The following is a 25,623-nucleotide window of genomic DNA, read 5'->3' as shown; positions in this document are numbered from 1 at the left end:
CGCGACCAGCTACTTGAGCGTCACGTACCGCTCGAGCCGGGCAACCTCCTTGGTGTTCACGTACTTGCCGATCTCCCGGCGGAACTGGGCGATGTCCTTGTAGGGGCGGTACTCCTTGAACTCGTGGAGCATCTTCTGGCCCAGTCCCGGGATCGTGAGCAGGTCGGCGTCCGTCGCCGTGTTGAGATTCATCGGCACGTAGACATAGCTCTCCAGGCGCGCCAGCTCGGCATCGTCCACGTACTTATCGATCTCGCGATGGAACTGCGCGAGGTTCTTGTAGGGACGGTACTCCTCGAACTCGTGCAGCATGCGGTTGCCGACGCCGGGAATAAGGAGGATCTCTTCCTTGCTCGCCGTGTTCAGATCGAGGTGCAGGAAGAGCTTGCCGTAGGTCGCCTTGAGCTGATCGGCATTCAACGTGGGGCTCAGGACCGCGTGCAGCTCGGCCATGCGCAGGAACGGTCGCTTGTCAACGATGGTCTTCACGAGCGCGGGCGTGAGGTTCGGCACGGTGCCCAGTTGCTGCTCGGTCGCGAGGTTGGGGTCGAGGAGTGAGGTCTTTCCGACCTGAGCCGACGCGCTTGACGTCAGCGCGACGAGGCCTGTGAGCGCGAATCCTCGCGCCAGGGTACGAGCGTTCATCTTCAGGCTCCTTTCGGGGGGTGTGGGCGCGACCGCTCCGCCGAAGCGTTCGGGTGTCGCCAGGTAAACAGCAGTCCGATCAATCCCAGCTGGATCATGGTACCCGGGGCGAGCGCGGGAGTGGCGCCCTCCATGGCGGCCTTGAACAGCGCCAGGCCAGCCAGCTCCGGTGTCCGCTCCAACTCCCATTCGACATTGCCCTGGTAGTGAAACCATGTGCCGATGGCGCCGGCGACAATGTAGAACGTCAGGAACACGTTGAAAGACCGCAGGAGCACGGGGCCCGGCCGCCACGCTGCCCCGGCGCCCAGCAGCGCGCCGACCCCGAGCAGCACGATCGGCACCCATTGCCGCCAGCCGTCCACGTGCTCCAGGAGCACCAGCTCGATGGCGGTACCGATGGCCCCAAAGAGGAAGACCGCGATCAGCGCCTTGCGGAAGAAGGCGACGAGCGCGCGATCGGCAGGATTGGCCGTGTCCGACATGCCGACAAACTTAGCAATGGACGTACCACCGTGGACCACGCCTCGAACCCCGCGGCCCTTGCGAGACGGTCGTCCGTGGGGCTACTCGGAGTCCGACCCCGCCTCCCTGCCATGCTGCTTCGAGTCATTTCCGCCCTCCTGCTTGCCACACCGGCCATCGCCCTGGTCACCTCGGGCCTTCCCGCGCAGTCCCACCTGGAATCGCGCAACCGATGGGAGCGGCTCTGCCAGATCCGCAAGGAGAAGTTCGACCGCATCCTCCCCGAAGCGATGCGCGAGAACCGCATCGATATGTGGATCGTGGCCATGAAGGAGGGTCACTACGACCCGATGTGGCCTACCCTCGGCGGGGGGTACGTGGGTTCGATCGGCTACTACATCTACACGGACCGCGGCGGCGACCGGATCGAACGCGCGGCGCTCGACATCGAGGACCACCACCGTGCCGCGTGCGGCGCGTACGACATCGACTCGGGCGGCGTGGACCTCGCCGCGTTCGTGCGCGCGCGCAACCCGCGTCGCATCGGCATCAACACGTCCGACGAGATGGGCATGGCGGACGGCCTCACGCACACCCTGCACGCGCACCTGGTCAAGTCGCTCGGCGCCGAGTTCGCCGGGCGTCTCGTCTCGGCCGAGAAACTGATCTCGGACTTCAGTTCCCGCCGCGTGGCGAGCGAACTCGTCGCGTTCGGCGATGCCGGGGAGGTCGGCCGGCAGATCGCGGAGCGCGCGCTCTCCAACGAAGTGATCACGCCCGGCGTCACGTCACTCGCCGATGTGGCGTGGTGGATCCAGGAGCAGATGCTCGTTCGCGGGCTGGGCACCAGCTTCGAAGTCCCGAGCATCTACATCACGGGTCCGAGCGGGATCGAAGCCACGTCGACCGACCGCATCATCCAGCGCGGCGACCTGGTCATGATCGACTTCGGCGTCGGCTACCTGAACATGTACACCGACCAGAAGCGCATCGCCTACGTGCTCAAGCCGGGCGAGGTGCGGTTGCCGGCGAGTTACCAGCGCGCGTTCGATCAGGCTGTCAAGGTGCGCGACGTGATCCACCGGACGGCGAAGCCCGGCAAGACGGCGCAGGCGATGATGGATGAAGTGAACGCGGCGATCGTCGCGGCGGGCTTCACGCAGATGCGGGGATTCAATCAGGTGCGCGAGGACGCGAGCACCGAGTTTCTCATCGGGTGCCACTCCGTCGGCGACTGGGGCCATGGCATCGGGCCCTCGATGGCGTTCTTCAATCGCGGACGCCTCACATACGAGATGCGGCCGACCAACCTCTTCTCGATCGAACTGTTCGCCTACACTCCGATCCCGGAGTGGGGAGGTCGCAAGCTGCGCATCCCGCTCGAGGACGACGCGGTCGTGACGACACGCGGTGTGGAGTGGGTGTATCCGGTGGCGTCCAGGATTGCGTTGATCCGGTAGCGCGCCTAACGCGGCGCCCTGGTCCACACGGGCCGCGTCGGCAGAGCGGCGGGATCGACCACGGCACCATCGGCGATCAGAACCTCGAGTCGCCGGATGTTGCGGATGTCGGCCAGCGGGTCGGCGCCGAGGATGAGGATGTCGGCTTCCTTTCCCTGTTCCAGGGTGCCGAAGCGGTCGAGCATCTTCGCAGCGATGGCGCCGTTCCTCGTCGCCGCGGTCAGCGCCTGCATGGGCGTCATGCCCAGTTCCACGAGCCCTTCGATCGCGGCCAGCGTACCGAGTCCCGGCTCCTGCCAGTCGGGCTTGGGGTCGCGTCGGAACTCAGGGGCGAGGCCCAGATAGTTGTCGGTGGCAGGGACCGTGATGCACCCGGCCCCGATGAGCTTCTGCGCATTGGCACGACGGATGGCGAGGCCCTGGTCGCCACGATCGCGGCGCTGTTCGGCTTCGGTGCGCTGGCGGGCCGCCAGCTGCTGCACACTGTCACGTCGCACGCGTCGCAGCGAGTCCTCGCGGGCGCGGCGGCTCGCGTATTCGCGCCACGGCGCGCCGGTCATCGTGTTGGCCAGCATGCCGCACACGACCTTGCGGTCGATGAAGAGCTGCACGAGCTCATCGGACATCGGGACGTCGAGCACCTCGGGGTGCTGTACGAGGTCCACACCGGCGAGGAGCGAGATGCGGAGCCCCTCCGGGGTCGTGGAATGCGTCTCAGCCACCAGTCCGCGCGCATGCACCGCCTCGACGATCACCTGCTGCGCGCGCTCGGAGAAGCCGATGAACACCGGATAGCCGAAATGCGACGTGCCGCCGTACTTGAGGAAGTCGACGCCGAGGTCGAGGTAGCGGTTGATGGCGGAGCGCAGGGAATCGGGCTCCAGGTTCACGAGCTCCTCGCCGCCGCCGCGCGTGATGGCGTCGTTCATCTGCTCCTGCAGGAGGCCGAGGTTTTCCGGGGGTCGGCCGGTGAACGAGAATGACCACGGCCCGCCCCAACCCACGATGTTCCCGGCGAACATGAGGCGGGGTCCGGGCGCCTCGCCGCGCCGGAAGATCTCGCGCGCCTGCCGGAGCGGCTCCAGCATGCCGTACGAATCGCGGATCGTGGTCACGCCCACCTTGAGGTGGCGCTGCGCGGCCTCCACGACGACATCGGTGAACCGGTCCTGATAGCGGGCAAAGTTCTCGAGTCCGCTGTAGATCGACACATGCACGTTGCCGTCGACGAATCCGGGCGTGATGAACTTCCCGGTCGCCGGGATCACGCGGGCGCCGCGCGGCACGGCGGTGGTGGCGCGCGGACCGACGGCGGCGATCCGGTCCCCGCGCACGATCAGCGTGGCGTCGCGCAGCGGAGGCCCGCCGTTCCCATCGATGATCGTCCCGCCGACCAGGGCGAGCACGGAGTCACGCCGCTGCGCGAACGCCGACGTGAGGGGAAGGACGAGCAGCAGCAACGCGAGTCGGGAACGCATGGCACCGGCGGTGAGGAGTGCGCGAAACTGTGGGTCGATCGCGCCGCTCGACAGGGCCACTTGACGACCATGCAGCGGCGTTCTCGATTCAGCGCGATGCCGGCACCCGCGCGGCCTGCATCGTTCGTGTGGCGACCGACGCGCGGCATGCCGCGTCGCTGATCGAACCTTCGTTCTCCGCGCTCTCCCCCGCTCTGCCTTTCCGCTCGTGACGCTGCCTCCCGCCATCGCCGCTGCCGTTGCCGACGTTTCCCTCACCTTCCCCTGGCCACTGATCGAGCGATACTCGACGCTGCGTCGTGAACATCCCACCGACGTCGCCACCGCGGCCGACGAGATCGTGCAGCGGCTGCACTCGCAGGGCGTACCGGTGGAGGTTCATCGTCCGAAGCTGTTCCTGAGCCTTCCGGGGCAGGCGTCGCTGCGGGCCGGCGCGCAGAGTTTCCGCGCCAAGCCGATGGCGATGAGCGTTGCGTTCCCCGACGGCGTCACCGCCCCGCTCGTGCACGTTCCTGCTCGTTATGCACGCAACGCCGACGAGATGTTCACGAAGGGCTTTGTGCACGACACCGAGGTCGACCTGCGCGGGAAGATCGTCGTGAGCGAAGGCTTCGGCATGCCGGGCAAGGTCGCGTACTTCGAGCAACGGGGCGCCATCGGCATGATCGCGGTGAATCCCGGCAGGAACGCCCACTGGGGCATCTGCACCACCGTCTGGGGGACGCCGGACCTTCGTGACCTGCCCCGCAAGCCCCGCATCGCGGTGGTCGCGGTGAACAACCCGGACGGCCAGGCGCTGATCGAACTCGCCCGCACCGGATCGAGCGTGACGCTTCACTCCGAAGTCACGGAAGGCTGGTTCGAGTCGCCCGTGCCGGTGGTGACGATCCCGGGCACCGAGGAACCGGGCGCGTTCGTCCTGCTTCACGGCCATTACGACTCCTGGGACTACGGCATCGGGGACAACGCGGTGGGCGACGCGACGATGCTCGAGGTGGCGCGCGTCCTGTGGCAGCACCGGGCAGACCTCAAGCGCTCGGTGCGCATCGCGTGGTGGCCCGGGCACTCCACCGGGCGCTATGCCGGCAGCACGTGGTTTGCCGACCACTTCGCGATCGACCTCTACGAACATTGCATCGCGCAGGTGAACTGCGATTCGCCGGGGTGCCGGTGGGCCACCGAATACATCGACGTCTCGCTCATGGACGAGACCGAAGCGTTCTGCGCCGACGTGATCCGCGACATCGCGGGCAAGGAACTCAAGGGCGAGCGACCGCACCAGGCCGGCGACTACTCGTTCAACAACATCGGCATCTCGTCGTTCTTCATGCTGCTCTCCACGATGACGCACGAACACCGCGAGCAACTCGGCTACTACGCCGTAGGTGGCTGCGGGGCGAACATCGAGTGGCATACGGAAGAGGATCTGCTGCACATCGCCGACCGTGACGTCCTGCTGACCGACATGCGGATCTATCTGGCCGCGGTGATGGGCGCTGCCAACGCGACGGTCGCGCCGTTCGACTTCCGGCGAACGCTCGCCACGTTCCGGCGAACGCTGGATGCCTACGAGGCGCCACTCGACGGCCTCTACGACTTCACCGCCGCGCGTTCCGCGATCGCCGACCTCGAAGGAGCGCTCGATACGCTCGACACCCACGCCCGCCACGTGTCCACGCTCCCGGTCACCGATCCGCGCACGCGCCGCACCAATCGCGCCCTCCGTCGGCTCGCCCGGCTCCTCGTGCCCGTGAACTACACGCGCGGCCCCGCGTTTTTCCATGATCCCGCCGAGACGACGCCAGCGCTTCCCGATCTCGCGGTGGCGTTACAGGCCCCGTCGATGACGCCGGCGGACCGCGGGTTCCTGCGCACGCACCTCGTACGCGGGGAGAACCGGCTCGTCGCCGCGCTTCGCGACGCACGGCGTACGGCAGAGCGGGCGATCGCCGGATGATGCGACGCCTCGCGGGCCTTGCCGTCTTCGCGACCATCGCCTGCGGCGGTGGCGACGCGCAACGCGCGGCCATCCTTCGCCTTCCGCTGATCAACGACCCGATCCTCAATCCGATCATCGCGCCGGACATCGGGTCGGTGATGGTGAACAAGGTGCTCTTCCCGGGACTGGTGCGCCCCGATGAACAGCTGCGCCCCACGCCGGACCTCGCCCTGTCCTGGGAGTCGTCGGAGGACGGCAAGGCGTGGACGTTTCACCTGCGACCGGGCGTCCGATGGCACGACGGTCAGCCGTTCAGTGCCGACGACGTGAAGTTCACGTTCGATCAGGTGGCGGACGTGCACTCGGGCTCGCGTCTGCGCTCGGACTTCGCGGCGATCGAAGGGGTCGATGTGGTCGATTCACTGACCGTCCGCTTCCGTCTCAAGGCGCCGTTCGCGCCGCTCCTCACCCTGCTCGGCTACAACGCGGGGATCCTGCCCCGTCACGCGTTCGCGGGCACGGCACTCAGCGACGCGACGACGTTCAATCGCTCGACACCAATCGGCACAGGTCCGTTCAAGGTCGAACACGTGTCACCGGGGGCGAACATCACGCTGACGCGCAACCCGTATTGGTACGGCGATCCCCCGGCCCTCACCGGCCTGGTGTTCAAGGTCGTCCCGGACGTGAACGCCCAGGTCGCGCAGTTGCGCGCCGGCGAACTCGACCTGGTCACCATCGAGCCGGCCAACCTGGGCAGCGTGCAGGACGTGGACGGCATCTCGGTCCGGGAGGTGCCGGTCGTGCAACACACCTATGTCGGTTTCAACAATCGCCTGTCGATGTTCGCCAGTCCGCGTGTCAGGCGCGCGCTGGCGTACGCGGTGAACCGCGAAGCGATCGTGCAGGGCGTCCTCAAGGGCCACGCTGACCTGCCGCGCGGCACGATTCCCGTTGCCCTGCGGGCCTTTTTCGATTCTGCTCTCGCGCCGGTGCCTCATGCGCCGGACTCGGCGCGTGCCCTGCTCGCCGCCGCCGGCTGGCGGCCGGGGCCAAACGGACAACTGCAGGACGCCGCCGGCCGGCCATTCGCGTTCGAGCTGTTGACAGACAAAGGCAATCCGGCTCGCGAGCAGGCCGCGCTCGCCGTGCAGCAAGACCTCCGTGCCGTGGGCATCACCGCGACGATTCGCGCGATGGAGTTCGCCGCGCTCGTCCGCGACAAGGTGTTGCCCGGCACGTTCGAAGCGGTCCTGATCTGGTGGACCACGCCCGGCGATCCGGATCAGTTCGCGTTTTACGCCTCCGGCCAGGACAACAACAACGTGGGGTGGAAGAACCGCACGGCCGACTCGCTGCTCGCCGCCGGCCGCGCGACGCTCGACACCGCGCAGCGCCGATCGATCTACAGCGCATTCCAGCGGCTCGAGCGCGACGACCCGCCCGTGCTCGTGCTCTTCTATCCACGCGAGATCCAGGCCGTGTCCTCGCGCCTGACGGGGCTGCCCGCACTCGGCGTCCGCGACGCGCTCCGCTACAGCGAGCGGCTCCGCCTCCGCTGACGGAGTGGTCCCGTGATCGCATTCGTGCTGCGACGACTGGCCCACGGCGCGCTCGTGCTCCTGGTGGTGAGCGTGGCGACCTTTGGGATCATGATGGCGTCGCCCGGCGGCCCGAGCCTGCTCGCCGACCCCAAACTCAGCCGTGAAGAACGCCAGGCCATCGAAGCGCGGCTTGGCATTGACCAGCCCGCGACGGTGCAATACGCGCGCTGGCTCGGCCGCGCCATCCGCGGGGATCTTGGGCACTCCTTTCTCTACCAGACGCCAACGCTCGCGACGATCAGTGCGCGGCTGCCCGCCACACTCACGCTGGCTGGCTCGGCGATCCTGCTCTCCCTTGTCATCGGCGTGCCGCTGGGCGCGCTCGGGGCATCGCGGCCGGGGAGCCTCGTGGACCGCGTCGCCTCGACGGGCAGCGTGCTGCTGCTCTCGACCCCCGCCTTCTGGCTCGGCATCATGCTCATCCTGGTGTTCGCCGTGCAGCTGCGGCTGCTCCCGGCCGGTGGCGCCACCACCGACGGCGGTGACGGTGCCCTGGCTGACCGCGTGCGCCACCTCGTGCTGCCCGCCACGGTGCTGGCGGCCGCCGGCCTCGCCGAGCTCGTCCGCTATAGTCGGTCGGCGACACGCGCCGCCCTGGCACAGCCCTTCCTGCGTGTCGCGCGTGCGCGCGGGGTACCGGTCAACGCGCTCCTCTGGCGCCATGCGGTGCCTAACGCGCTCATCACGGTGACGAGCGTGGTCGGGCTCCAGTTGCCTCGCCTCATCGGCGGTGCCGCGATCACGGAAACCGTGTTCTCCTGGCCCGGCATGGGCCGTCTTGGCGTGGAGGCAGCGCTCGGCAGGGACTATCCACTCGTCATGGGCGTGACGCTGCTCGTGTCGGCGGCCGTCGTCGTGGCAAGTCTTGTGGTCGACGTCGTGCAGATGGCGCTCGATCCGCGCATCCGCGCCTCGTGAGCGCCGCCCGGAGCCTGCTGGCCACGCGCCGCGCCCGGGTGGCACTCGTGGTCCTCATCGCCATCGCCGCGGCCTCGTACGCCGGGCCGCTGGTCTACACCGTCGATCCGGTGCGCATGGACCTCGCGCTCTCCGGGGCGCCGCCGAGTGCGCTGCACCCGTTAGGCGCGGATGAGAGCGGCCGTGACGTCCTTGGTCGCCTGCTCGCCGGCGGTCGCGTGTCGCTGGCCGTGGGCCTCCTGGCGATGCTGGTGGCACTCACCGTCGGCGGCACGGTCGGTGCGATCGCCGGGTATCGCGGCGGCTGGGTCGATCAGGTCCTGATGCGCTTCACCGATTCGGCGCTCGCGATTCCGGTGCTGTTCGTGGTGATCGCCGTCCTCACGTTTCTGGGTCCGTCCGTGCCCACGCTGGTGCTCGCGATCGGGGCCACGTCGTGGATGGGCGCCGCACGCGTGGTGCGAGGCGAGCTCCTGGTGCTGCGTGAGCAACCGTTCGTGGAAGCCGCGCGCGCACTCGGCTGCCGACCCGGGCCGATCCTCGTGCGCCATCTGCTGCCCCACCTCGTGCCCACGCTGCTCGTCGCGTCGGCGATCGGCGTCGCAACAGCGATCCTCATGGAGTCCACGCTCTCCTTCCTTGGACTCGGGGTGCAACCCCCCGCGGCCTCGTGGGGCAACATGCTGAGCGGCGCGCAGTCGTACCTGTTCACGTATCCCCGGCTCGCCATCGCCCCTGGCGTGATGATCCTGATGACCGTCGTGGCCGTCAACGTCCTCGCCGACGCCCTGGCCCCGCGCCGTGAGACCTGAGACCATTCGCTGCCGCTTGCTCTTTGTCCCTGCCCCGGTGCCACATGTCCCGCTCCCCTGACTTCCGTCTCGCGCTACCGCTGCTGCTCCTGGCGCTGACCCGTTCGGCAGAGGCACAGGCCTTTCGCGTGGAAGAGGCCACCATCGCGCAGATCCACACCGCGATGCGACGAGGAGCGTTGAGCTGTCGTCAGCTGGTTCAGGCGTACCTGCAGCGAATCGCCGCCTTCGACAAGCGGGGCCCCGCGATCAACGCAAGCGTGGTGGTGAACGATGCAGCGCTCGCCACGGCCGACTCCCTCGATCGTCGTCGGCTCCGCCAGGGGTTGGTTGGGCCGCTGCACTGCATCCCGGTGATCGTGAAGGACAACTTCGAGACCGCGGACCTGCCGACCAGCGCAGGCTCCCTCGCACTCGCCAATTGGCAACCGTCGCACGATGCGACGATGGTGCAGCGACTGCGCGCCGCCGGAGCGATCGTCCTGGCCAAGTCGAACATGGCCGAGTGGGCGTTTTCGCCCGTGGAGACCGTGAGCTCCGCGCTACCGGGCTACACGCGGAATCCCTACGCGCTCGATCGCGTGACCGCCGGGTCCAGCGGCGGGACCGCGGCTGCGGTGGCCAGCAGCTTTGGCGCGGTCGGCCTCGGCACAGACACGGGTAACTCGATCCGCGGACCCTCGGCGCACCAGGCGCTCGTGGGAATGCGCTCGACCATGGGGCTCACGAGCCGCGCCGGCGTGGTGCCGCTCTTCCTCTCGCAGGACATCGCCGGCCCGATGACGCGGACCGTGGCCGACAACGTCGCGGTGTTCCAGGTGGTCGTTGGCGCAGACTCCCTGGACCCGGTCACGGCGACGAGCCGCGAGCGCCCGATTCCCCGGTATGCGGACTCGCTCACAAACTCCGGACTGCGAGGCGCGCGACTCGGCGTGCTCCGCGCAGCGTACGAGTCGCCGACGCTCGACAGCGAAGTCGTGCGCGTGTTTGCACGCGCCGTCGCCGACCTCCGGACCCGGGGCGCCACGGTGATCGACACCGTCATCATTCCGGGCCTCGACTCGATCCGTCGGCTGCAGGCCGGCGCGTGTTCGCCCTTCAAGCACGACGTCGAGCAGTTCCTCGCGAGCGTCCCGGGAACACCGCCACCCGTGCGAACCCTCGACGAGGTGCTTCGCTCCGGCCGCTTTCATCCCTCCGTTCAACGCCGGCTCGAACAGGCGCGCGACGTGAGCGAAGCTCCTGAGGCCAGCGCCGGGTGTCGCGCCCGTGAGGCGTACCGGGCCGCGCTGCGAACGGCAGTCGCACGCGCCATGGATGCGGGTGACTTTGACGCGCTGATCTACCCGACCTGGAGCAACCCGCCACGGCTCATCGGCGACCTCAACACACCCGCCGGCGACAACTCACAGGTCTTTTCTCCGGCGACCGGGTTTCCGGCGATCACCGTTCCCATGGGCTACACCCGACGCGTACTCCCGGCGGGGCTGCAGATGCTCGGTCGCCCGTGGAGCGAGGGGACGCTGTATCGCCTCGCATTCGCCTACGAACAGGCAACCAGGCACCGACGTCCACCACGACTCGTCGGTGAGGCGCCATAGCTCACCGCTGCCCATTGCTTCTCCAACATCCCCTCATTCCCGTTCCCGTCCCACATTCCCGCCGTTCTGCCACATGCCCCTCGTCCCGCTCTACGGTCACACCGCGCTCCGCACGCGCCTCCTCGATGCGCTGCGCCGGGGAACGCTGCCGCAAAGCCTGCTGCTGCACGGCGACGCGGGCATTGGCAAGCAACGACTCGCCATCTGGCTCGCGACCGCCCTCGTGTGCGAACGCAGCGATGCGCCCTGCGGCGAATGCCGGCACTGCCGCATGGCCGGCGACCTCACGCACCCTGACCTCCTCTGGATCTTCCCGCGGCCGCGCCTCAAGGACTCCGACGCCTCACCCGACGATATCCGCAACGACCTGATCGATGGCACCGTCGAGCGCATGGAGCAGCACGGGCTGTACCCCGCGCCCTCGGGCTCGGACGGCATCTTCGTGCAGACCGTTCGCATGATGCTCCGACACGCCGGGCGCACGCCCGCGCTGGCCCGTCGCAAGGTGGTCATCGTTGGCGAGGCCGAACGCATGGTGCCACAGGAAGGCTCGGATCAGGCGGCGAACGCGTTTCTGAAACTCCTGGAAGAGCCTTACCCCAACACGTTCCTCATCCTCACCACGAGCACACCAGGGGGATTGCTCCCCACGGTCCGCTCGCGCGTCGCCGCCATTCGCGTGGCACCGCTCCCCCGCGACGACGTGAGGCAGTTCCTCGGCGATACGCGGGTCCGCGCGTTCCTCGATGCGCAGAACCTCCCGGGTGACGATGACCAGCGAGCCGACATGGCCGCCGGCGCGCCGGGTCGGCTGTTTGCCGCCTCGACGTCCTCTCTCCACATCGATGCGGCGCGTCGCTTCATCGAGGTCGCGGCGTCGGGGGACCTGGAACAAATCGCAAAGCTCGCCATGGCGCAGGGGCGGGCTGGTGCCCGTGGAGTGTTCGCGGATTTCCTCGAGGCCATCGAGACCCAACTGCGGGCTCGGATGAAGCGCGACATCGAGCGCGCCGACGACGCTGGTGCGCGCGGCGCTGCCATGGCGGTCGAGTCCCTCGAAGACGCCAAGCAGCTCGCCTACAACAACGTGAACCCGCAGCTCATTGTGGCCTCCCTGCTGGCGACGCTGAGCGACACCTTTGCCACCGCCCGCCGGGGCTGACGTTCACCCCTGCTGGGGTTTGCCACAGGGCACACGCCTCCCGCCGTTCGGTACTCTTGTCCGCAGACCGGTGGACTCGTTCGTGGAGGGAACCCCTGATGACCATGCCCGCGGCGCGCGATCAGCGCCCAAATGCCCGATTGACGGACCGCCGAGAGCTGGTCCTGGTGAGGTACCCGTGGGGGAGGTCGGCCGAAACGTCCGATGGGGAAATCATCGAGGGGTTCTTCCGAGTGCGGCGCGCTGGGTATCCTCCGTCGTGGCGGCGCCCCGCCATCCGGAACCTGAAACGGCCAATGTCCGAACTCTCACACGTCGATCCCAGCGGCAAAGCCCGCATGGTGGATGTCTCAGGGAAGCCCGTCACCGCTCGCTCCGCGCGAGCCTCGGGTTGCATCCGCATGAAGAGGGAAACCCTCGATGCCATCCGCGGGAACTCCCTGGCAAAGGGGGACGTGCTCGGCGTGGCCCGAATCGCCGGCATCATGGCAGCCAAGAAAACGGCGGATCTGGTTCCCCTCTGCCACCAGCTCCCCCTCAGCGCGGTCACGCTGGACTTCGAACTGGATCAGTCCTTGCCCGGAGTGCGCGTGGTGGCCAGCGCTTCGACCGAGGCCCAGACTGGGGTCGAGATGGAGGCAATTGTTGCCGTAAGTGTGAGCTTGGTCACACTTTACGACATGGCCAAAGGGGTGGATAAGGGTATGGAGATCGGAGAGATTTCCCTGATCGAAAAACGGGGGGGCAAGAGCGGGGACTGGGTCCGTACGGGGTAGGCTCTCCCTGGCACCATCACACGGCGCTTCCGCTCGACGTACGCCCCTGCGTGCGCGGCGGTCGCCCTGCGATCGAGGTGATAGATGAAAGATCTGAGCGGAACGTACGTACACCGAGGAGACGTCGAGCGTCGCGCGCGGAGGGTTCGCGGTGGCCTCCTCTTCGTCGGTCTTGGCATCACATTGATGGCGGCGGTGCAGTCCTGGGCACCGGGCGAAGCTGGTGCTGCACCAGTACTTACGCCGGTCAACCGGGATTCGGCGGAGCTCACGGGCCTGCAGCGCGAGCTGGAGGCCGCCCGCGGAGAGCTTCGGGTGGCTACGGCCCACCTTGAGCGGTGGAACCGGATCTTTGGCTATGCCCGCGAGTACCGGATCGCCTCCGACCTTTCGGCGTCGATCTATGACACCGCCGTCATCGAGGGCATCGACCCTGAGCTGGCGTTCCCCTTGGTCAAGCTCGAGAGCGGTTTTGACGAGCGCGCAACCTCTCCGGTCGGCGCGACCGGCCTGACCCAACTCATGCTGGCCACGGCTCGTGAGTACGACAAGTCGCTCACGAAGGAGTCGCTCTACGACCGGGAAACCAACCTTCGGATCGGCTTCAGGTACCTGCGTAGCCTCATCAAGTGGCAGCGCGGCGACGTCCAGATGGCGCTGCTGGCATACAATCGCGGGCCGGCCGCGGTAATCACGGCTCGCGAGCTCGATCTCGATGCTTCCAACGGCTACGACCGCGTGCTGCTCAAGGGGTACCGCGGGCGCGGGGTCCTGGACTAGCGGGCCGTCGGCTTCGGGGCGTGCGAGGGGATTCGGCAAGCGCCGGATCCCCTCGGTCCTTTTCTAGGGTGCCTTGTTGGCGGAGGTTGCCGGCTTTCGCGCGGGCGCCGTGCGAGCGGCGGGCTTCCGTGCCGCCGCGGAACGGGATCGCGCCGAGCTGCCACCCCGCACGATGATCGACTGTCCGGGGTACACGATCGTCTTCTTGAGCCCGTTGACGCGCTGCAATGAGGCCACGGACGTGCGGTAGCGGCGGGCGATCAGGCCGAGCGACTCACCGCGACGAACGACGTGTACGACGCGACCGCCGCTGCGCCCCGACGTTCCGTATCGCTCGATGTCCGGATCGGGAACGTCGCGCGCAGCGAGCAGCACGTCGCCCGACGGAACCAGCAATTCCTTCCCCACCGGGAGCTTTTTGGTGGTCGAGACGCCGGGGTTGTACCACGCCAGCCGCCGGGTATCGAGGCCATGCGCCGCGGCAATGCTCTTGAGCGTCTGCTGCCCCTTTTTCGCTCTCACTCGCTTGATCCCGACGCGCTCGGAATCGGGGATCGCGAGAAACGCACTGTCGAAGCCCACGGCGCGACCGCTCGGGACACGGACCCAGGCGTCAGCCCGTGGCGGGGTGGCCCCGCGTAACAGGTGGGGATTGAGGTCGCGCACCTGGGCCGGGTCAATCGAGACCGCGCGGGCCACCGCGCCCAGCGACACCAACTCGCCCACGCGAACACTGTCATACAAGAACGGCTCGACTGAATCGGATACCACGAGGCCGTACCGCGATGGCTCCTTCCCGATCAGGGCGGCCGCAATGAGCTGTGGGACATAGTTCCGGGTCTCCGAGCGCAGGTACGACTGCTCGGCGAGCGCAAAGAATCGATCGTCGCCCTCCGCGTCCTCGAGTTCGTCCTGAAAACGCGCGAGGCCGCGCGAGACACGCCCGGGGCCGCCGTTATAGGCCGCTGCGGCGAGATAGTAGGAGCCGAACTGGTTGTGCAGGATGTTGAGGAACCGCGCGGCCGCATCGGTGGACTTGACCGGGTCGCGTCGCTCGTCGACCCACCAATCCACACGGAGCCCAACGCCCCTCGCCGTTGAACTCATGAACTGCCACATGCCAACCGCCGCAGCGCGCGAGTACGCGTGCGGGTCGTAACCGCTCTCCACGAGGCCGAGGTAGTACATGTCCTCGGGAATGCCCTGCGCGCGGAACTTCTCCCGGATCATCCGCTCGTACTGCTTGCCCCGCTGCAGGCGGGTCTGGATGCGCTCCTTTGCGGGGCCCGTGAACAGCGCGACGTAGTTCGCGACCCGCTCATGGGTTGCGTACGAGGTCACGTCGATATCCCACGTAACCTCGGTTTCGCCGTTCGCCGAGTCGACGGTCACGGGGCCCGCCGTAGACGCTGGAACTGCGGCGAGGCCGAGGGCCTGTCCCATCTCGCGCAGCGCCGCGTCGATGGCTGCATCGAGAGAATCCGTCCGCGGAAGCGCCGGAAGGGCGGGCACCGGAGCCGCCGCGATGACCTCGGGAGGTGCACCCCCCACGGGGCCCATGGTGGACCGTGGCTGGGGCGCCGGAGGGCCAGCGGCTGGTGCACGACCGGTCCCGCACGCCGCGAGGGCTGCCAGGCACAGAACGAACGAGGGGCGGACGGCGCGCAATGCCTTCACAGGCAGTTCCTCCAGCAAGTCGCCTAGTCTACCCGCAATGTGGGCGCGGGTGCCGGGTTTCGGAACCCGATTCGCCCGGGTCCGTGCCTTACGAGTGTGGCCGCGACGCCTACCGGGTCGCGATGGCGTTGCCCAGCACGCGATTGGTGGCCTGCAATGTCGCGACCACGGCGCTGCGCAGCATGTCGTCGTCGGTGAGATGGCAACCGAGCAGACGACGCTGGCCCTCCGGCGTATTGGCAAGCACGCTGACCATCACGATGTTTGCGTCGAAGGCGCGCATGGTCTTGACCCCGATGAGTTCGAGCGAGACCGATCGGCCGGAGAACGCCTCGATGGCCCGCAACGTGGCATCGGCGACCACACGCAGGTCGCCGAGGGGGGATGCCACGCCGTCGGCACGACCGACCACGGACTCTCCCGGCAGCCACTCGAGCTCGACCGCTGCGGAGCAGCGCGCGGCGGGTGACCGCTCGAACTGCAGGTTGGTGAACCGCAGCCGGCTGCGCCTCGGCTCTTCGATGCCGCCTGGGGCTCTGGGAGCGGCCTCGGCAGCGCTCTCCTGCTCGTCAGTTGGGAAGTCGGCCATGCCAGCGGGGACGTCGAAGGGGCCCGGATCAGCGGAGGGTCATCCCCTTCCACACGACTGACCCCCTCCTGAGGCAACGCGGGTTTTGGCCATGTGGTCGCCACCGGGTCAGATTCTCCGCATGCCGTCATCCCATACGATCCCTCGCCCGGGGGCCACCGCCATTGGTGGCGCCCTTCTCCTGCTTTCCGCGTGTGGGACCGCGGTCGACCGGCTGCCGAACCGCATCGCCGCGCGCGTTGCCCAGGTCCCCGGCGCCGAGGTGGGCGTGTACCTGAAGGATCTCGCCAGCGGCACGACCGTCGCGTGGCACGCCGACACGGTCTTTCACGCCGCGAGCACGATGAAGATCCCGGTCATGATCGAGGTGTTCCGGGCGATCGAAGACGGTCGGATCGCGCGCTCGGCGACGCTCCGGCTCGAGAATCGGTTTGCCTCGATCGTGGACGGATCGCCCTACACGCTTGATGCCGGCGAGGACTCCGACAGCGCCACGTACGGGCGGATCGGCTCGGACGTACCCGTGCTCGAGCTGGTGGACCGCATGATCACGCACTCGAGCAACCTGGCGACGAATGCCGTGATCGCCCTGGTCGGCGCCCCGCGCGCGCAGGCCACGGCGCGTGCCCTGGGCGCCCACACGATGATGGTCCGGCGTGGCGTCGAAGACGGCAAGGCGTTCGCACAGGGGCTGAACAACACCACGACCGCGCGCGACCTGGGCGCGCTGCTCGAAGCCATTGCGCTGGATCGCGCCGCATCGCCGCCGCACACGCGGGAGATGCTCGCGATCCTGGAGCACCAGGCCTTCAACGAGGAGATACCCGCCGGCCTCCCGCCCGGCACCCGCGTCGCACACAAGACCGGCAACATCACCGGAGTCCTGCACGATGCCGCGCTCGTCTTTCCCGACGACGGACGCCCGCCCTTTGTGCTGGTGGTACTGACGCGGAACATCCCTGACCCGGCCATCGCGCGGGCGCTCATCCGGGACATCGCGCGCCTGTCGTGGGAGGCGCTGGCGCGTTAGGCTGCGCCGGCGCCGCCACGGGCGCCCGGCCCCGGGCGCCCGCACCATCCATCACTGGTCGCTCGACACCCGCGGCGGCGAGGCCCGCAGCATCCTGAGCGCCTCATCGATCGCCGTGCGCAGTTCCCGGTCGACCTTTTTCACCTCGTCCATGGGTGAGTTCTCCACCCACACGTCGGGCGGCACGCCGAGGTTCTCGAGATTGACGCCATAGTTGTTCGGCTTCGACGGATCCCAGGTGATCACCAGGGAGCCCGGTGTGCGAATTGCCCCGCCATTGATGAGGGCGTAGCTGCCGGTCGCGATCACCGCGGCCGCGGTCGGGTTGCCGACGATGCGCCCAAGCCCCAGCTGCCGGAACCCCATCGGCGTGACTTCGCTGTCCGAGCCGGAGCGGTGATTGATGAGCATGACCTTGGGGCCCGCGATCGCCTGACGCGGGCGACGACCCCACACGCGTGAACCGCTCCGGTTGTTCCAGAACTGGTAGGGACGACGCTCGAGGATGTCGATGAGCTCCTGATCGATGTTGCCACCACCGTTGAAGCGGATGTCGACGATGATCCCCTTGGCGTTGGAGAACTGGTCGATCTCGTTTCGGAAGCGCGCCAGCGAAGGCTGGTTCATCGCGCGGATGTGTACGTAGGCGATGTCGCCGTTCGTGGCCCTGGTCACCTCGTCCCGGTTCCTGGCGACCCATTCTTCATAGCGGATGTCAGTCAGAGACGTCACCGTCGCGACACGCACGGTCCGTGCACCGGCGCCGTCCGGCGTCTTTGCGTAGCGCACCGGCACGTAATCGTTTGCGGTCGTACTGAGGAGCTTCCAGTAGTTGTCGCCCGCCTTCAGCTCCTGACCGTCGATGGCCAGGACGTAGTCACCGACGGACAGGTCGATCCATTCGCGATCTGCTGGTCCGTCCTTGTAGATGTGCGTCACGCGATAGCGGCCGTTGGCTGGCTCGACTTCGAAACCCGGAAAGCGCGTGCGGTAGATCGCAGGCATCGGGCGCGTCGGCGGTCCGCTGACGCCGGTGTGCGAGGCATTCAACTCACCGATCATCTCGTTGGTGAGGTCGTAGAGGTCCTCGTTCGTGCCCACGTGCGCCAGCAGCGGCCGGTAGCGCGTGCGGATCGCATCCCAGTCGTAGCCGTGCATCTTCTCGTCATAGAAGCGGTACTTCATCACGCGCCACGACTCTTCGAACAGCTGATTCCACTCCGCCCGTCGGTCGACGCGCACCGGAAACGTGAAGTTCACCCGCTCCGTCCGCTGCGGCGCGGCCACGACCAGCTTGTGGATCTCGAACCCGGGCTCGGCAGCGCCGTCGTCTCCGCCGGCGCGTGGAGTGCTGCGGAAGAACACGGTGCGCCGGTCCATCGAAGGCACCATGCCGGTGAACGTGCCCTGCGCGATCCGGCGTCGCTCACGACCATCGATGTTCACGGCATACAGGCCCGCGTCCGGATTGTCTCCCGCGGCCGGCGCACCACCGCCGGGGCCGCCCCCCGTGCCCTGACTGAAGAAGACCGTGCGTCCATCCCGCGAGAGGAAGAACACGCCCACCGCGCTCGTCCCGCGCGTCAGCTGCACGGCGCGGCGGTCGATGCCGACCGCGTCGATCCTCAGCGCCCCAGCGCCCGGTGCGCTGTCTGGCCGCGCGCTCGCACGACGCAGGCGCTCGCGCACCAGCGGGTCGTTGGGATCCTCGGTGAGACGGGCCAGTGAAGCCGCGAACAGCTGCGTGGTACCGCCATCGCGGTTCGACGTGAACACGATCGTGCGACCATCCGCCGAGAGCTGCGCACTCGTCTCGTTGAACGGGCTCTGCGTCAGGTTGTACTCCCGCTTCGCCGCGACGTCGAGCGCAAACACCTCGGCATTCTGGTCGTCATCGCGCCTGACGTAGATCATCCACGATCCATCGGATGCGTACTGCACGTTGGCGAAGCCACCCGCGGGGTTGGACGCCACCTCACGCGCCGCGCTGGCGCCCGACACGTCCACCTCGAACAGTCGGTTGGACGCCGTGTAGGCCAGCTTCTGCGAGTTGGGCGCCCAGGTCAGGTCGGCCTTGACCGACTCGTGGGTGGTCAGCTTGCGGCGCTGCATCGTCGCCACCTCGATGACCCACACCTCTTCTTCGCCCGACTCATCGGACACGTACGCGAGCCTTCTTCCATCAGGGGAGTAGACCTGGAATCGCTCACGCCACGGACTGTTGGAGAGCTGCAGTCGCTCACCGACGCCCGCTTCGACCGGGACGATCACGATCTCGCCGTGATAGTCGACCGCCAGCGCGCCGGCGTCCGGAGACACGGCGAAGCCCTCGGCGCGGCTGTCGCTCGTGACGACCTGGGCGTCGTTCTCCTTGGGATCGAAGGCGAGCGTGATCGGCACCTTGCGTGGCGTGCCACCGGGCACGTCGAGCGTCCACAGTTCGAACTCGTTCTCGTACACCAGGTGGCGGCCATCGGGCGACATCGACGGGAACTGCACGCCGTCATTCCGGTGACGCGTGACCTGCTGCGCGGCACCGCCGGCCGCCGAGGTCCGCCAGATGTTGAGCGTGCCATCCCGCTCCGACGCGAAGTAGATCATGCCGTCGGCGCCCCACATCGGATGCACGTCGTTCACGTGGCCCTTGTACTGCTGCAGGTCCGTGTCCGTGATCTCGCGGATCTCGCCGGTGCGAACGTCCTGGACGGCAATGTCTCCGCTGTTGTTGCCGCGATATCCCTTCCGCCAATACGTCGGCAGCACGCGGTTGAAGGCCACCGCGGTCGCGTCCTGCTTCATCATGCCGCTGCGCCCGATGTCCATGCCTAACGGCATCGGGATCGTGCCGTCGAGCGGAAGGCGATAGAGCGGAGACCCCCAGGGGTTCGGCCCGCGCGTCGACGTCATGATGATCGACTGACCGTCGGGCGCGAAATAGAGCGCCTGGTCGTCCCCGGAGAACCACGTGAGCTGGCGCGGCTCGCCCCCGGCGGCGCCCACCACATAGACGTCGTTGTTGCCGTTGCGGTTGCTGGTGAAGGCGATCCATTGGCCATCCGGCGAAAAGCGCGGCGCGATGTCGCGGGCCACATGGGCCGTCAGTCGACGCGGGTTGGCGCCGTTTGCGTCGCTGATCCAGATGTCATCGGCGTACGTGAAGGCCAGCCGGCCGTCGTTCGCGACATGTGGAAAGCGTGCGAACCTGATGGGCGCTGGCGCCTGGGCCCACACCCCCGGCACACTGACCGCGGTGGAGGCAACGACGGACAGCAGGGCAACGAGACGCGACATACCGGATCCTCGTGGCAGAGATCAGGGGCGCATCATCGCCTGCTCGACGCGAAGGCGCAAGCGCCCGCTTGGGTCAGAACAGCGGACGCATGGGGCGCGTCAACCATGGGTTTGGCTGCGCGGGAGCCACGATGTTCAGCCCGCCGAACTGCCCCGAGAAGAACACGCGTTTGCCGTCCTTGTCCGGCATCACGTACTTGGCCAGGTAGTTGCCCGCCGGCAGCCGGAGCTGCGCCCCGTCCGCGCCGAATGTGTAGGTGTACCTCCATCCGCCGGTCACCTGGAGTTCGTCCGGATCCTCGTCTTCATCGAGAAACGAGATGTCACCCCCAGGGCCGATCAGCACCACCTTGCCCTTGGGGAACGGAATCACACGAACCGGGGTGAACGCCTCGAGCACGAACGTTGCCGTCATCGGCACGTTGCCCTGGCACACCGTCCCCCCACACACGGTCTGCGTGGAGGTGGAGTGCCGGATCTGGAGACCGCTCGCGATGGGCGGGATCGGCTCCGTGTTGGACCACGCCACCTGCGACACGGAGCTCCACCGATGCGACCAGTCGCGCCAGCGGCTGTACACTCCCTTGATGTCGAAATGCGGTCCGGTGACGGCGCCGCTGACCGGATCGAAGAACGACCCGATGCGTGGATACGCGCCCGCGATATCCAGCTGCATGTTCGTGTCGAAGCCCTGCGCCAGGTTCCCGCCGGCCGAACCCACGTAGAACGGAATGCGAAGGTCCTGACCGCTGCGCGGGTTCGGCCAGTTCCAGTACGCGCCCACTTCGAACCCCTCGAGCCCGAGGTTGTCTGCGCCCGTGAGCTTCACGTTCACGTTCCCGGGCGTGGTGGTCGTCACGGCAACCTGCGAGGTGGGAGACGTGAAGTCGAAGAGGGAAATGAACGGGCGTTGCCAACTGTGCGCGTTCATCCCTTCGATCCCCGCCGCGTTGTACGGCACAAAGGCGCCCTCGACCACGCCCTCGCCCGTGCCGCCAAGGTTGGCCCGCCAGCGGTTGTTCAGGTCGGCCATGGTCAGGTCAAAGCCGAGTTGCGTGCCCTGCGCGTTGGCCGTGCTCCCGAGTACCTCGGGCACCGTGCATCCACTGAATCCGTACAGACAGTCCGCCCGCGCGCCGTACCGGGACACCAGTCCGGTCATCATGTTCGACGCATAGTTGAGGCCCGTCACACTGACGGAGAGCTTCCAGTTGCCGAGCGTTGCCGGGTTCGAGAACACGGCGCCCGAGAGCACGCCGGAGTTTGTCACGTTGTCGGCCGACGTGATGCGCCCGAACAGGCCGTCGGTCTGGCCCAATTGTGCCGACGGGGTCATGACGTTGCCCGTGGTGTATGGATTGGCCGCATTGGTCTTCACGGGATAGAAGCCGGCATTCCCCGCCCGATCGCTCAGCGATACACCGAGATACCACTCCCTGCTGAACGTTTGGGGGATGACGCCGAAGTCGCTGACGCGACTCGACGGCGCAAAGAGGGTGCTCCGAGCCTTCGAGGCGTACCACGTGTAGGAGGGCGCCGACGGCACGCCGGCGACGTTGTCGGTGAATCCGCCAGGGCTCACGAAGGTCGCCGCCGAGTATTCGTTGCCGAAGTAGTTGCCGGAGAGACCAAGCTTGCCCGTCGACCCCCATGCGCGCTGACCGACGACGAGCGCCCGCTGCAACGGAGCGACCGCGGTGGGACTCGCGACCGGCGCCTGATTGTCGCTCCAACGAGGGGATGCGTCCACTGGCGTGTATCCGGCCGGAAAGATCCCGAGATCCTGGGGCGGGATGTACTGGTAGGAGATCCCCTGCGGCAACGTGATCGTCGCCGACTCCTGAAGCGTCGTCGCCAGGAGCGAGCCGTCGATGCTGGCGGCGTTGCCATTGGTGCGGGGGATGTCGCCGATCCGATAGGACAGCGGCCCACGACTGACGAGACCAATCGCGAAACGCATCCCGTTCTGCGGCGATTCGCCTGGCACCGTCACCGTGAACTCCTTCCCGACGTCGCCCGCGGTCCTGGTGATCAGGTTGATCACGCCGCCGATCGGCTGGCTCCCATAGGTGGACTGCGCTCCCACGGCGATCACCTCGACCTGATCAATGGCGATGCCGGAGTACGCAAGATCCTGCACGTACATGTTCGTGCTGCCCGAATAGACCGGCGTGCCGTTGATCACCGTGGTTCGCGCCGGCTGTACGAAGAGCCGAACGGCATCGTCATTGCGCAGCGTGATCGCCGTGCGGACCGTCGTCGACACCGGCGGGCCCCCCGCGGGGAGGCCGCGGAGCGTCGTCTCGATGTCCGTAGCGCCGTTGGCCAGCACGGTCGACGTGAGCTCACGCGCGGTGAGCACCGTGACCGGCGACGCCGTGTCGAGTTCACGATCGATATCGCCTGTGCGCGCGAGGGTTCGGCCCGATGTGGCCGCACCAAAGACCGAGTCGGTGCGCATCACGCGCCCGCGCACCTTCACCTCGATGACACCTCGAAACCCGGCAGGTAGCACTGGATCGACGGAGTGCTTGATTCGACCGGCGACGTTGGATGGATCGATCGGTTGGCCGTCCATCCGCTGCAACGAGACCGCCCCAAGAGCCACGGGCTCCCGCACGGTCACGGTCGCTTGCCCCGTCCGGCCCTCGCTCGTCGCGACGATGATCGCGTTGCCCGCCGAGATACCGGTCACCAGGCCCGTGGAGCCATTCACGGTGGCCACCGCCGGCGACGCGCTCGTCCACGCAACCACGCGACCCGTCAGCGCGGCACCGGCCGCGTCACGCAACACCGCCGTTGCCTGCGTCGTCTGTCCGATCGCGATCATCGGTGCCGCCAGCGCTACGGTCACGGTCGCCACGGGCGGTGGCGTGACGGTCACCGTCGCCTGACCCGTTCGGCCATCAATGGTCGCGGTGATCACCGACGTCCCTGCCGCGACCCCCGTGACGGTTCCGGACGCGTCGACGCTCGCGACCGATGGCGTCCCGGAGGACCACGCCGCAGTGCGGCCCGTCACGCTGGCGCCCTGTGCATCCCGCGCCGCCGCGGTAGCCACGGTCGTCTGCCCGATCGCGATCGTGGCGCTGGCCAGGGTGACGGTCACCGAGGCGACCACCGGGACCGGCGGAGTCGTGGCCTCGACTCCACCGCCGCACGCGGCCAGGAGCACGAAGGTTGCGAGGCAAAGCGAACGGGAGGCGCGCGGATGCATGACCAGCTCCGGTGGACGTTGACGGGCCACTGGCTACGCGCCAAAGCCCCGGCAATCCGGCCAATCCACAAGCCCGAATGCCCCTCGCCCGGGCCGCGTCCCGGGCAGAGCTCGGTTCCCCCCGCCGCCGGACTCGGCCCTTTGCCCCAGGGTGACGGCGCGCGTCATGGGAGTACTTGCGTGTCCCCCGAAAGGGCTAGATTCGTGACGCCAACTTCGCCTACCCGCGCCCCGCCCTTCCTGCCAGTCGCCCGGGCACCACTCGCGATCCTGCTCACGCTCACGGCCCTCGCGGGCTGTGCGGTGGATCCGATCGCGCCTGGCGGCGTCGTGCTCACACGCCTCGTCGGTCTCCCGATCGTGCCGATCAACGTGCCGGACACGGCGAAGACCGACACGACGACCGCCCCGACCGACACGATGCCGAGCGCCAGCGGCGTCCACCTGCCGCGGTCGATGCCGCTCGTGCCCGACGACCTGGATGATCGCGCCTGCACGGTCCGTGTAGGTACCGGAGAGTTGCAGGGCGCACTCAACGCCGCACGCGGCGGAGATGTGCTCTGCCTGGCGGGCACGTACCAGGGGACGTTCACCGTTCCGCCACGCGTCGACCCGGGTTGGGTCGTCATCCGCTCGGCGAGCACGATCCCCCCGGGCCGCATGCGGCCCTCCACCGCGCCTGGACTCGCCCGCATCGTCAGCGCCAACCGCACCACGCCGCTCACATTCGCCGCACGCGCGACGCGCACCATGCTCCTCGGCGTCGAGGTCACGACCGACTCGACCATGGTCGAGGGTCCGGTCGCGCTCGTCCAGATCGGCACCGCACAGGAGCGACTCGCCTCGGACCTGCCGACCGACATCGTGCTCCAGCAGGTGTACCTGCACGGATGGCCGCGTCAACACGTGCGACGAGCCGTGGCCGGCAATGGCGGCGCGCAGACGCTCCGCGATTCCTGGTGTGAGGAGATTCACGCATCCGGATTCGACAGCCAGTGCTGGATCAGCTGGAATGCGTCCGGACCCATCCTCATCGAGAACAACACGCTCGAAGCGGCGAGCGAGAACGTGATGTTTGGTGGTGCCGACCCCAGGGTGCCAGGGCTCGTACCGAGCGACGTGACCATCAGACGTAACCACATCGCGAAGCCGCTCGCGTGGAAGGGCGCCAACTGGAACGTGAAGAACCTGATCGAGACGAAGTCCTCGGCGCGTGTGCTCGTGGAGCAGAACGTGATCGAGGGATCGTGGACGGACGGCCAGACGGGTTATGCGTTCGTGCTGAAGTCCACATCGCAGAACCTCGGATGTCCGGCGTGCGGCACGTCGGACTGGACGATCCGGCGCAACCTCGTACGCCAGACCGGCGCGGGCTTTTCGATCGCCGGTCGGGCCGACCAGAATGGCGTCACGGTGACCGATTCCAGCAACCGCCGGTTTGCCATCCTCGAGAACTGGATCGGCCCGCTCAACGTCGCGCCCTTCGAAGGGGATGCGCGGCCGATGATCTTTCTCTCGGAGAACGATGACGTCGTCGTTCGGGGGAACACCTTCGAGGAAGGGGCGAGGATCCGGGAGGCCGTGCTGTTCGACATCTCCGGCGGCCGCCTCAAGGCCGTCGGGAATCTCGTGTTCGACCGGAACGTGTTCCCGCGCGGGCAATATGGTGTGGGCGCGAGTGGCGTGGGCGAGGGATTGGTCGCGTGGCAGGCCGGCGCACTCGGCGCGTCACAGTGGACGGGGAACGCTTTCGTCGGGCGGGCGACGGTCACCTATCCTCCTGGCACCACGTGGCACGCCACCCTGGCCGACGCGTTAGGTTCGGCTGGCATCGCGCGCGCGCGGATCGATGCCGGCGTGTCCGCGGTCGTGATCGCACGCTGAGGGCCGAGGCATTGTGCGCCGGGACACGTTCATTATCGGCACCTTGTCGGCGTGCAGCGAACAGTGTCGCACCGGGAGCCAGCCTCTTCAACACATCGCCTGCCCAAACAACAGGACCGCTGCAGTTCGCCGCAGCTCTCACGACCTCGGAGTCATCGCAACCCTCGCCCGCGCCCGAGGCGGCGTTCGACTCCCGTGATGCCCAGGTCGCTGTAGCCACTGTGGCACGACCTCGCGCCTGGCGCCGCCCGCAAGAAACCGTGGGAAGGCGGAAAAGGATGGCCCTGCTTGACAA

18 protein-coding genes are annotated in these 25,623 nt (G+C 67.8%); 11 read left to right on the top strand and 7 right to left on the bottom strand.

All coding sequences use genetic code 11. The features are described 5' to 3' along the window. Positions 1-9: 9 nt before the first annotated feature. Positions 10-645 carry a hypothetical protein gene (locus tag IT361_11855; GenBank protein ID MCC6318373.1) on the bottom strand — a complete coding sequence of 212 codons (636 nt, stop codon included), beginning with the start codon at positions 643-645 and terminating at the stop codon, positions 10-12. Between the two features lie 2 nt (positions 646-647). Beyond that, a complete protein-coding gene (locus IT361_11850; GenBank protein ID MCC6318372.1) occupies positions 648-1,130 on the bottom strand; it encodes a hypothetical protein in 483 nt (160 codons plus the stop codon). Between the two features lie 111 nt (positions 1,131-1,241). Between IT361_11850 and IT361_11845 the strand changes: the two genes are divergently transcribed. Further along, positions 1,242-2,570: an aminopeptidase P family protein gene (locus IT361_11845; GenBank protein ID MCC6318371.1), complete on the top strand. Its 1,329-nt coding sequence runs from the start codon at positions 1,242-1,244 to the stop codon at positions 2,568-2,570. Positions 2,571-2,575: 5 nt separating this feature from the next. Here the strand turns inward: IT361_11845 and IT361_11840 are convergent, their stop codons facing one another. Next, positions 2,576-4,048, bottom strand: a complete 1,473-nt coding sequence (locus IT361_11840) for an amidohydrolase family protein (GenBank protein ID MCC6318370.1) — start codon at positions 4,046-4,048, stop codon at positions 2,576-2,578. Positions 4,049-4,262: 214 nt separating this feature from the next. On the opposite strand from IT361_11840, the gene IT361_11835 reads away from it, so the two are divergent. The 8 genes from IT361_11835 (at position 4,263) to IT361_11800 (ending at position 13,640) form a co-directional block, all read left to right on the top strand. Then, positions 4,263-6,005, top strand: coding sequence for a M28 family peptidase (locus IT361_11835; protein MCC6318369.1), 1,743 nt, complete (start codon positions 4,263-4,265; stop codon positions 6,003-6,005). Continuing rightward, positions 6,005-7,549: a peptide ABC transporter substrate-binding protein gene (locus IT361_11830; GenBank protein ID MCC6318368.1), complete on the top strand. Its 1,545-nt coding sequence runs from the start codon at positions 6,005-6,007 to the stop codon at positions 7,547-7,549. The genes IT361_11835 and IT361_11830 overlap by 1 nt, the downstream gene beginning before the upstream one ends. Positions 7,550-7,639: 90 nt before the next feature. Then, the gene (locus IT361_11825; GenBank protein MCC6318367.1) at positions 7,640-8,509 is read left to right on the top strand and encodes an ABC transporter permease; all 870 of its coding nucleotides are present in this window, start codon (positions 7,640-7,642) and stop codon (positions 8,507-8,509) included. Beyond that, on the top strand, positions 8,506-9,321 hold the full coding sequence (locus IT361_11820) for an ABC transporter permease (GenBank protein MCC6318366.1): 816 nt from the start codon (positions 8,506-8,508) through the stop codon (positions 9,319-9,321). Before IT361_11825 ends, IT361_11820 begins: the two co-directional genes overlap by 4 nt. Positions 9,322-9,365: 44 nt before the next feature. Beyond that, positions 9,366-10,922, top strand: coding sequence for an amidase (locus IT361_11815; GenBank protein ID MCC6318365.1), 1,557 nt, complete (start codon positions 9,366-9,368; stop codon positions 10,920-10,922). A 73-nt stretch (positions 10,923-10,995) separates the two neighbouring features. Next, positions 10,996-12,084, top strand: coding sequence for a hypothetical protein (locus IT361_11810; GenBank protein ID MCC6318364.1), 1,089 nt, complete (start codon positions 10,996-10,998; stop codon positions 12,082-12,084). A 296-nt stretch (positions 12,085-12,380) separates the two neighbouring features. After that, the gene (moaC, locus tag IT361_11805) at positions 12,381-12,860 is read left to right on the top strand and encodes a cyclic pyranopterin monophosphate synthase MoaC (GenBank protein MCC6318363.1); all 480 of its coding nucleotides are present in this window, start codon (positions 12,381-12,383) and stop codon (positions 12,858-12,860) included. A gap of 84 nt (positions 12,861-12,944) precedes the next feature. After that, positions 12,945-13,640, top strand: a complete 696-nt coding sequence (locus tag IT361_11800) for a transglycosylase SLT domain-containing protein (protein ID MCC6318362.1) — start codon at positions 12,945-12,947, stop codon at positions 13,638-13,640. A 63-nt stretch (positions 13,641-13,703) separates the two neighbouring features. Here the strand turns inward: IT361_11800 and IT361_11795 are convergent, their stop codons facing one another. Next, positions 13,704-15,200, bottom strand: coding sequence for a transglycosylase SLT domain-containing protein (locus tag IT361_11795; GenBank protein MCC6318361.1), 1,497 nt, complete (start codon positions 15,198-15,200; stop codon positions 13,704-13,706). A gap of 226 nt (positions 15,201-15,426) precedes the next feature. Beyond that, positions 15,427-15,906, bottom strand: a complete 480-nt coding sequence (locus IT361_11790; protein ID MCC6318360.1) for a hypothetical protein — start codon at positions 15,904-15,906, stop codon at positions 15,427-15,429. 121 nt (positions 15,907-16,027) lie between these two features. On the opposite strand from IT361_11790, the gene IT361_11785 reads away from it, so the two are divergent. Then, positions 16,028-16,936 carry a serine hydrolase gene (locus IT361_11785; GenBank protein ID MCC6318359.1) on the top strand — a complete coding sequence of 303 codons (909 nt, stop codon included), beginning with the start codon at positions 16,028-16,030 and terminating at the stop codon, positions 16,934-16,936. Between the two features lie 51 nt (positions 16,937-16,987). On the opposite strand, the gene IT361_11780 is transcribed toward IT361_11785, so the two are convergent. Further along, entirely contained in the window at positions 16,988-20,227 is a 3,240-nt protein-coding gene (locus IT361_11780) for a PD40 domain-containing protein (protein ID MCC6318358.1), read from the bottom strand. Positions 20,228-20,300: 73 nt separating this feature from the next. Beyond that, complete coding sequence (locus tag IT361_11775; protein ID MCC6318357.1) at positions 20,301-23,444, bottom strand: Ig-like domain-containing protein; 3,144 nt, start codon at positions 23,442-23,444, stop codon at positions 20,301-20,303. A gap of 204 nt (positions 23,445-23,648) precedes the next feature. Between IT361_11775 and IT361_11770 the strand changes: the two genes are divergently transcribed. Further along, a complete protein-coding gene (locus IT361_11770) occupies positions 23,649-25,328 on the top strand; it encodes a right-handed parallel beta-helix repeat-containing protein (protein MCC6318356.1) in 1,680 nt (559 codons plus the stop codon). Positions 25,329-25,623: the final 295 nt, after the last annotated feature.

This window comes from Gemmatimonadaceae bacterium (assembly GCA_020846935.1).
Lineage (GTDB): Bacteria > Gemmatimonadota > Gemmatimonadetes > Gemmatimonadales > Gemmatimonadaceae > RBC101.
This window is presented reverse-complemented; position numbering and strand designations above follow the sequence as displayed.